The sequence below is a fragment of the Pseudochrobactrum sp. AO18b genome (assembly GCF_000409565.1).
GTDB lineage: Bacteria > Pseudomonadota > Alphaproteobacteria > Rhizobiales > Rhizobiaceae > Pseudochrobactrum > Pseudochrobactrum saccharolyticum.
Map to the genome: position 1 here is coordinate 1 of NZ_ANNO01000067.1, position 7,283 is coordinate 7,283.

Here is a 7,283-nt window from a genome sequence, read left to right on the forward strand (position 1 = left end):
AAAACCGGCTCAACAGTATAGACGACTTCAGCAGGTGAAACTCTTGCCTTAAAGTCATTGATAATCGAGCAGACTGTTTTCTCGTGGTTGTTTTCTACAATTAAAAAACAGACCTGTGTCCCCTCAGGAATAATCAGCCGGGCATAAGACATCAGCAATTTCTGCAGCATAACGGGGCGATCTTTTGTGATCGTGCCGATGCAAATTTTTCGGTGCGTTTTTGAAACCAAAAACAATTCCCCCTGTGACCCCGACTTTGATTCCCATCTATCTGCCCCATCTATCTGAACGTGAGATAATTTCCCCACAATCTCCCGTGCAGATAGTCGCGATGAGAATGCTTATAATATCATAAGATAACAATTTAATGTTATGTAAAAAAGCCGGTTTCACTCATAAAAATGCGTATTATTTTAAAATTTATTGAAAAAATGTGATCTATTCTGGTTTTGTATGGTTAAATTGAAGATAAAGGCAAATTTTTATTAGATACTATATAATATACTGGCGCCGATATGGTACTGTATTTAAAGGTGATTTGGGAGGCAGGTTGCGGTCGTGATTGCTTGCCGGATGTGGCATTCACTCCTTAGATTTCAGCACGAATAATCTTGTTACTAAAGGTTATCAGATTAGCATATGAAGCTGTAAAGCTTATTTTTCGTGATGAATAGCTGTTGACGGACAGGCCATTGCCCTTTTGCCTCTTTAATGACCAATAGAAGAGGTGGGAACATTGCTCCTGGGAAGATAGAAAAAGCTCAAGCCTGAGAGTGCGAGTGCTTGATTGTGCCATTGAGGTGTCACGAGACATCATGGATGATCATTGGCCAATCTATTTGCGTTTGGATTGTTATATAAATTATGCGGCCAAGATGGATACTGACGGGCAAAAAACATAATTCTGACAAGCATAAGCAACATGCATAAACCAAAATCGAACAGGCGGTAAGAATAAGTCGTTGGACGATAAGCCTGATGTTTTGCACCTTTGAAAAAACAAAGGGGAAGAACATGAAGCAATCTCAATATCAGGCATCCCGTATTTTGATTTTGGCAGCTGCCGCTGCCCTGACGGGGGTGGCACTGCCAGCGATGGCTGCTGATATTACCGTGATGGGCTATCGCGGTGCATTTCAGGATAATTATATTCAGGCTGTTATCGAGCCTTTCCAGAAAGAACATCCGGATATTAAAGTGACCTATTACGGTGTCCAGAATGCCGCGACATCACTTGGTAATATGCGCGCTCAAAAGTCCTCTCCGCAAACTGATGCGGTTATTTATGATCTTTCCGTTGCTAAAATCGCCAGTGATGAAGGGCTGGTCGAAGACCTAAATACTGCTGCTCTGAGCAATTATGCCGATCTGGCGGATATTGGCAGGGAGCTTGCCGGTAAAGCCATTCCGATTACATTCGATACATTGTCACTGATCTATAATCACGATGCTTTTCCGGAAGGGCCAACCAGTTGGGAAGCGCTGTGGGATAAAAAACAAAATGGCAAAGTCATTATCGCCGCGCAGGGTGGCGGTGATATTCAGGCTATTTTGCTAACAATCATCACCAACCGGCTCGCCGGTGAAACTGACTATGTAAAAACCATCAAACCTGCTGTGGCAAAGCTTATAGAATTGGCGCCATTGGTTCAGACATGGGAGCCAAAACCTGACGCCTATACATTGGTGGCGAATGGCACCGCGAACCTGTCGATCGGTTATAATGCCCGTGCGCAGTTTTATTATGATCAGACCGGCGGTAAGCTACGTTCTGTAGGGCCTTCCGAGGGTACAGCAGCGCAGATTAATGTGATCAGTGCGATTGCCAACGGTAAAAATCAGGATGCAACCAAGACTTTCATCAATTATGCACTCAGCCCTGAGGCACAGGCGCGTTTTGCCAAGATGATGTTCTATGCACCGACCAATACCAAAGCCGAAGTTGATGAGGCCACACGCGCCCGCATCCCGATGATGAATTCTGAACAGCGTGACAAACTCATTCCCGTGGACTGGATGACGATCGGCGATATCCGCGGCAAAATTCTGGACCCGTGGCGCCGCCAGATCATCCCTGCCGGCCGCTGATTTTCAGCGCACAGATTTCCATTTCTTATGACTGCAAAACCGCTCTGCCTGATCTTGATCAGGCGGAACGGCACAGAATAATTCGGGTTCTGACATGACGACAGACAATACATTTCTGCAACTCAAAGCCGTCTCAAAACTCTATGGTCTCAACTATAAGGCCGTTGATGATCTGCATCTTGATTTGCCCAAAGGCAAACTTCTCGGGCTTTTGGGGCCATCCGGTTGTGGCAAGACTACAACTCTACGCATGATTGCCGGATTGTTGCCGATCACAGACGGCAATATTTATATCAATGGCGAGGATATCTCCCGCAAACCACCACATCAGCGAGACATTGGTCTGGTGTTTCAGAATTATGCGCTGTTTCCGCATATGACGGTAGCAGAGAATGTGGCTTTCGGGCTGGATATGCGCCGCGTGCCTAAACATGAAGCACAGGCACGGGTTGAGGAAGCGCTGGAAATGGTGCGCTTGCCCGGTTATGGCCCCCGTAAACCGAAAGATATGTCCGGCGGCCAGCAACAACGCGTTGCACTTGCCCGTGCTTTGGTGATCCGGCCACGCATTTTGCTGCTTGATGAGCCGCTTTCCAACCTTGATGCGAAATTACGCGATGATATGCGCATTGAAATCCGCGAAATCCAGCAACGCATGAATATCACAACGGTCTTTGTGACCCATGATCAGGTAGAAGCGCTGACCATGTGTGACGTGGTTGGTGTGATGCATAATGGCAAACTGGCACAACTCGGCACACCGGAAGAAATTTATGAGCGTCCGTCCTCATTGTTTGTTGCGGAATTTGTCGGACGCGCCAATGTGCATATTTGCCAGATCATTGCAGAGAATACCTGCCGTTTGGGTGACAATGTCTATCGCTGTAACACTCATGGTGCGACTTCCGGTGAGGGGCAGATTGCGATCCGTCCGCATCGTATCAGTCTGACACCTAACCGTGACCAGTCGCTGATCAGTGTGACCACCAATAGCGCCCGCGGTAAGGTCGCGCGGATTACCTATATCGGCGATATTGTTCAATATGAAATCGAGATTAATGGCGGCTGCCTGAAGGTTGAAGTGCCGACGACCAGTGGTGGCCATGGTTTCCAGCTTGGCGATAAGCTGCTGTGCGAGTGGAAGCCGGAAGACATGCTGGTTTTCGGAGGTAAGCAATGACTGCACTTACCTCTGCATCCAATAATCTTGTGAAACAGAAGCGCGGCTGGTTTCCTCTGATTGCCGTCGGGCTTTTACTGCCGATGGCATTGATCAATCTGATCGCGTTCATCGTACCGGTAGCCAATCTTGCGCAGATCTCCTTTCTGGAAAGCCGCAGCGGCGGGGTTCTGACCGACAATTACACGCTGGAGAATTATCTCAGCTTCTTCACTGACAGTTTCAACTGGGAGCTGATTTTCAACTCTTTGTGGATCAGTACATTGATTACAGTAATGACACTGGTCTGCGCTTATCCGATTGCCCTGTTTCTTCATCGTGTATCACCGGTATGGCGTAACTTGTTGTTTGTCATCACCGTTTCACCGCTGTTGGTGAGCAGCGTGGTGCGAACTTATGGCCGGATGGTGCTGCTCGGTGATCAGGGGCTTATCAATGGTATGCTGATGAGTACCGGTCTGATTTCAGAACCGTTTCGTCTGGTCAATAATACGCTTGGCGTTTTCATCGGTATGGTGGAAATCCTTATTCCGTATATGGCGCTGTCATTAATTGCCGGTTTTGGCCGTCTGAATGTGACATTGGAAGAGGCTGCCGCTTCACTCGGCGCCAATAGCTTCACCCGTTTTCGCCGTGTGATTTTCCCGCTGACTTTGCCCGGTGTGGCACTGGGTTGCCTGCTGTGCTTTGTGCTGGCCATCAGCTCTTTCATCACACCGAAACTGCTTGGCGGTGGTCGTGTCTTCATGCTCGCAACCGAGATTTATGATCAGGCGGTTATCCAGCTTGAATGGCCGCGTGCGGCAGCAACATCCGTCATCGTTCTCATCATCTTCGGACTGGCTTTGGTCGTGTATTCACGCATTGCCCGCCGCATCGATTAACCGGCAGGGGAAATCTCATGATTGGTACTATGAAACTGCCGTTTAAAATTCTGGTTGCAGCGCTCTACCTGTTTTTGCTTGCGCCTATTCTGGTGGTGATCCCGCTGTCTTTCAGCAATGATAATTATCTGACCTTTCCGCCGCAGAGCTGGGGTGTGCGGTGGTATGGTGAAATGCTGCATCACGAGGCGCTGATCAATGCTTTGTGGATCAGCCTTGGCGTTGCCAGCGTGGTGACTGTTCTGTCGCTGATAGCCGGTATTCCTGCGGCTTATGCGATCCGTCGCTATGAGTTCCGCGGGCGGGAATTGTTGCTCAATATTTTCACTGCGCCGTTGCTGCTGCCGTCAATCGTGCTGGGTCTGGCCATTCTGCTGGTCTTTGTAAGAATGCAGCTGCTCGGTACTTTTACAGGGCTTGTTATCGCGCATCTGATCGTGACCACACCCTATGTGATTCGCATTATGATCACGGCTTTCTCAACACTGCCGCCCTCTGTGGAAGAGGCTGCGACGATGCTTGGTGCAACACCGTTCACCGTTTTTCGCCGCATTACCTTACCGTTGATGATGCCGGGTCTGGTTGCCAGTGCTGCCCTGTCATTTTTGTTGTCCTTTGACGAGGTGGTGATCTCGCTGTTCATCACAGGACCGCGCCTGACTACCTTGCCGGTCGAGATTTTCAACTATGTGGAAAGCCGCACTGATCCGATGACAGCCGCAATTTCTGTGGTGCTGATTATCGCAACTTTGCTGATCATTTTCCTGATTGAACGCACACTTGGCCTGTCCCGCACCATCGGCAAGTCTTCTGAAAATACCAAATAACTGCATTCGCATTGCATGAATGAAGAGACGAGGAGGTCTCGAAAATGGAAAATATCGCCCTTTGGATGTCGCAGCCGCATTTCGGATATCTTGAGATTGCTAAAACCTGCGGTTTCACATCTTTCGTGCTGGAACTGGAGCATGGCACATTTGACTTGGGCACGCTTGATCAGTTTCTGGCTTTCACCAAAGCGCAAGGCCTGCCGACACTGACCAAAGTGCTGGCTCCGACCACAGAGGCTATTCAGCAGGTGCTCGATTTTGGCACAGATGGTGTGATTGTTCCGCATATTTTGGGTGTAGATCATGCCAGAGAAGTCACCAAAGCAGCGAAATATCCGCTGACCGGTACACGTTCTTATGCCGGTGGCCGCGTGTTCGGCTATAGCCGTCCGGCATCCGATGCGTTCGAAAAAGAGAATAAGCGAACCAAATGCTACGCCATGATCGAAACGGCTGAAAGCCTTGCTGATGTCGAAAAGATCATCGCGCTGGATACGGTCGATGGTCTCTTCCCAGGGCCTTCTGATCTGGCACTTGCCCGTGGTCGCGGTGCTTATGAATTCAATGATGCGGACAAGACTGATCTGCGCCGTTGCGCCAAAGCTGCCCGTGATGCGGGCAAGCCATGGATCATGCCTGCATGGACAGAAGCCGAGCGCCGTTTTGCCTTGGATGAGGGCGCATCAATGCTGGTCGTCGCCACACAGAATATGACCCTGCGTCAGGGCATGATGACCACTGTCAATGCGCTTAAAAAAGAAGCGCTTATTGCCTGATTTTATTTCTATTCAATGAGCTTGGAGGAGCATGATGAAAGTAAGTTTGATCCAGACCAATCCGCAGGCTGATAAAGCCGCCAATCTGGCTACAACCCGTAAACTGATGGAAGATGCAGTGCGTACGGATGCGCCTGATCTGATCGTTCTGCCGGAATATTTTGAATATTATGGCGGCAGCCCTGAGGGTAAGCTGAATGAGGCTGAAACCGCACCAAATGGTGCTGCCTATAAAATGGCGCAGGATTTTGCCCGTGAGCATAAAGTTTTTGTCCATGCCGGTACGATCATGGAGAAAGTTGACGGCGAAGCACGGATTTATAATTCGACTTTTGTCTTTGACCGCTCGGGTAAAGAAGTCGCCCATTATCGTAAAATCCATATGTTCGATATCGTGGCACCGGATGGCACAGCCTATAAAGAATCCGCAACGGTGAAACCGGGTGAAGATGTTGTGGTCTATGATCTCGACGGTTTCAAAGTCGGTTGTGCCATTTGCTATGATATCCGGTTTGCTGAACTGTATCTCGAGCTGGAAAAGGCCGGTGTTGATATCATCATTCTGCCAGCGGCTTTCACGCTGCAAACGGGCAAAGACCATTGGGAAGTACTAGCACGCGCCCGCGCCATTGAAACCCAGACTTATTTCGTGGCCTGCGGACAGACCGGCGCGGTGGTGAGCGGTGGCGAGAAACGCCATACATACGGACATTCTCTGGTTTGTGATCCTTGGGGGCATGTCGTTGCCCGCGCATCAGACGGTGTGGGTTTTGTTACAGCCAGAGTTGATCGTGAGCAGATCAACCGCGTTCGCGCTTTAATTCCGATGGTGCAGCACCGCCGGTTAGGCAAACGTCACGAAGCCTGTGCAGTGTAAGGAAATCTCATCATGTATGTTATAAATGCAATGCCTGAGCAGGTGGAACAGGCTGATCTGGATTTGCTGTCTGGTGTGGAAACGGCAACTGTCGGTCACTGGCGTTTCTTTGGTTTTATGAACCATTCCATTCAACCGCTGCTGCCAAAGCGCCGGATTGTCGGCACTGCCGTCACCATTGCCATTCCGGGGCCGGATTCAACGCTTTTGCATCATATCACCGGTATGTTGCGGCCGGGCGATGTGCTGGTGGTCGACCGTATGGGTGATGACCGTTATGCCTGCTGGGGCGGGGGAGTGACCATTGCCGCTAAAGCTGCCGGTGCGGTGGCTGGTATTGTTGACGGGCCGTGCACTGATCTGACCGAGATTGAGGATTCCGACTTCCCGATGTGGGCACGCGGTATTTCGCCAATCACCACCCGTCTTTACGATCTGGGCGGCGGGATCAATATTCCGGTTTCCTGTGGTGGCGTGGTCGTCAATCCGGGGGATGCCATTCTTGCTGATGAAAGCGGTGTTCTGGTGCTACCGCGTGGCGAAGTCAACGAAGTTGCAACCAAAGCGCTGGCTATTCAGGAGCGCGGGAAAGAGCGTGAAGCTTCTGTCAAAACCGGCCTGAAACTCGGCGAAGTTTCAGGCGCCTTC

General features: G+C 49.9%; 7 protein-coding genes and 1 pseudogene. 7 read left to right on the forward strand and 1 reads right to left on the reverse strand.

Translation table 11 applies throughout. From position 1 onward, the window contains the following. Positions 1 to 230, reverse strand: a pseudogene (locus A918_RS22155) (glycosyltransferase family 2 protein); the annotation flags it as partial. A 784-nt stretch (positions 231 to 1,014) separates the two neighbouring features. Here A918_RS22155 and A918_RS0103300 point away from each other — a divergent pair. The 7 genes from A918_RS0103300 to A918_RS0103330 form a co-directional block, all read left to right on the forward strand. After that, complete coding sequence (locus tag A918_RS0103300) at positions 1,015 to 2,088, forward strand: extracellular solute-binding protein (RefSeq protein ID WP_022709675.1); 1,074 nt, start codon at positions 1,015 to 1,017, stop codon at positions 2,086 to 2,088. A gap of 94 nt (positions 2,089 to 2,182) precedes the next feature. Next, positions 2,183 to 3,268 (forward strand): ABC transporter ATP-binding protein, encoded by a 1,086-nt coding sequence (locus tag A918_RS0103305; protein WP_022709676.1) that lies wholly within the window; start codon positions 2,183 to 2,185, stop codon positions 3,266 to 3,268. Beyond that, on the forward strand, positions 3,265 to 4,152 hold the full coding sequence (locus A918_RS0103310) for an ABC transporter permease (RefSeq protein ID WP_022709677.1): 888 nt from the start codon (positions 3,265 to 3,267) through the stop codon (positions 4,150 to 4,152). The genes A918_RS0103305 and A918_RS0103310 overlap by 4 nt, the downstream gene beginning before the upstream one ends. A 17-nt stretch (positions 4,153 to 4,169) precedes the next feature. Then, a complete protein-coding gene (locus A918_RS0103315) occupies positions 4,170 to 4,979 on the forward strand; it encodes an ABC transporter permease (protein WP_022709678.1) in 810 nt (269 codons plus the stop codon). A gap of 44 nt (positions 4,980 to 5,023) precedes the next feature. Next, positions 5,024 to 5,758, forward strand: a complete 735-nt coding sequence (locus tag A918_RS0103320; protein ID WP_022709679.1) for an HpcH/HpaI aldolase/citrate lyase family protein — start codon at positions 5,024 to 5,026, stop codon at positions 5,756 to 5,758. A 34-nt stretch (positions 5,759 to 5,792) separates the two neighbouring features. After that, on the forward strand, positions 5,793 to 6,635 hold the full coding sequence (locus A918_RS0103325; protein WP_022709680.1) for a carbon-nitrogen hydrolase family protein: 843 nt from the start codon (positions 5,793 to 5,795) through the stop codon (positions 6,633 to 6,635). 12 nt (positions 6,636 to 6,647) lie between these two features. Then, a partial coding sequence (locus tag A918_RS0103330) for an RraA family protein (RefSeq protein ID WP_022709681.1) occupies positions 6,648 to 7,283 on the forward strand: 636 nt, incomplete at its 3' end.